Annotated in this window: 1 protein-coding gene; it reads right to left on the reverse strand. The window is 62.8% G+C overall.

The window, feature by feature from the left end; genetic code table 11:
- On the reverse strand, nucleotides 1–558 hold a 558-nt coding region (locus tag E4Q08_RS23425), incomplete at its 3' end, for a lytic transglycosylase domain-containing protein (RefSeq protein ID WP_248595126.1).
- Nucleotides 559–1,211: the final 653 nt, after the last annotated feature.

Consider the following 1,211-nt stretch of genomic DNA (forward strand, 5'->3'; position numbering starts at 1 on the left):
ATACAGCATGGTTTCGGGATACGGCGGAATGCGCCCGCGGTGCCTGGCCACCGCTCCCTGGCCGGCGTTGTAGGCGGCCAGTGCGAGGGCGACGTTGCCCTGATGCGCGTTGAGCAGATCCCTGAGATGACGCACGCCGGCATCGATGTTCTGTGCCGCATCGCCGGCATCGGTGACCCCGTAGCGGGCGGCCGTCGCCGGCATGAGCTGCATGGCGCCGAGTGCGCCCTTCGGCGAGACGGCCCGGGCGTTATACCCGGACTCCACCCCGACCACCGCCGCCACGAGTTCAGGTGCGACCTGGTGGAGGCGTGCGTAGTGGTCGATCAGCGGCGTCAATTGCAGTTTTCCGGCGGCCTGGTCCACCCTCGCGAGCTTCCTTGAAGCCGTGCCGCGATCCTGGGGCGGGTTCTCGCCGCGGATCAACAGCCGGTAGCTCGGATCGAGGCGCTGGCTGGCGTAGCTCGGCACACCATCGGCAGCATACGAGACGTAAACGCTGCCCGTCGCGCAAGCCATCGCAGGATGCAGCAACAGACCGCCGGCGAACCAGGCCAAGGCGACTCGCAGCCGCTCTGGCTGCGCCCAGGAACCAGCAGATTTCCCCCTTGAACGACCCATTGGTGACTCGGCAGGCAAATTTCGAGAGCAGAGGATAACACGCTGCTGTCCAAATTGTGATCAATGGTAGAGTTCCCGGCCAGGATCGTCGGACCAAAAACCGCTTTACAATTTCGACCGGATGGACTATAACCCGCCGAACGAAAGGGTCAGACCTGTGGCAAACACTGCCCGGCCCCATCGGCCGGCAAAGCCTCGCGGAGTGGCTGGCCCAACAGCCGTAAAAACCGTTCGCCCGAGAGCGGGCGCAGCAGGCAGCACAGACTGCCGACCAATGAGCTGAACGCCAGGCAAGGGGCCTGGCCTTGATTCGAGGTAACTACTCAGGAGTCCTCCGCCAAGCGGACAGGCTGAAGCGTGGCGACGCTCAGGTACTGGAATTTTTGCTCAGAGCGAACGTCCAAGCTTTCAAGAGAACCCAGCATTGACCTCGCAATGGATAGGCTTCGTACAGGTGAGTGGGCATGGACGAGATTCCCGACCTTGAACGACTGAGTGTTGCCGAGAAGGATGATCTGATCCGCGAGCTTTGGCCCTTACGTGCGCTGGTGCGGCAGTTGAGGGGAGAAGTGGAGAAGCTGCGAGGCGAA

Source organism: Candidatus Accumulibacter contiguus (assembly GCF_012940005.1).
Taxonomy (GTDB): domain Bacteria; phylum Pseudomonadota; class Gammaproteobacteria; order Burkholderiales; family Rhodocyclaceae; genus Accumulibacter; species Accumulibacter contiguus.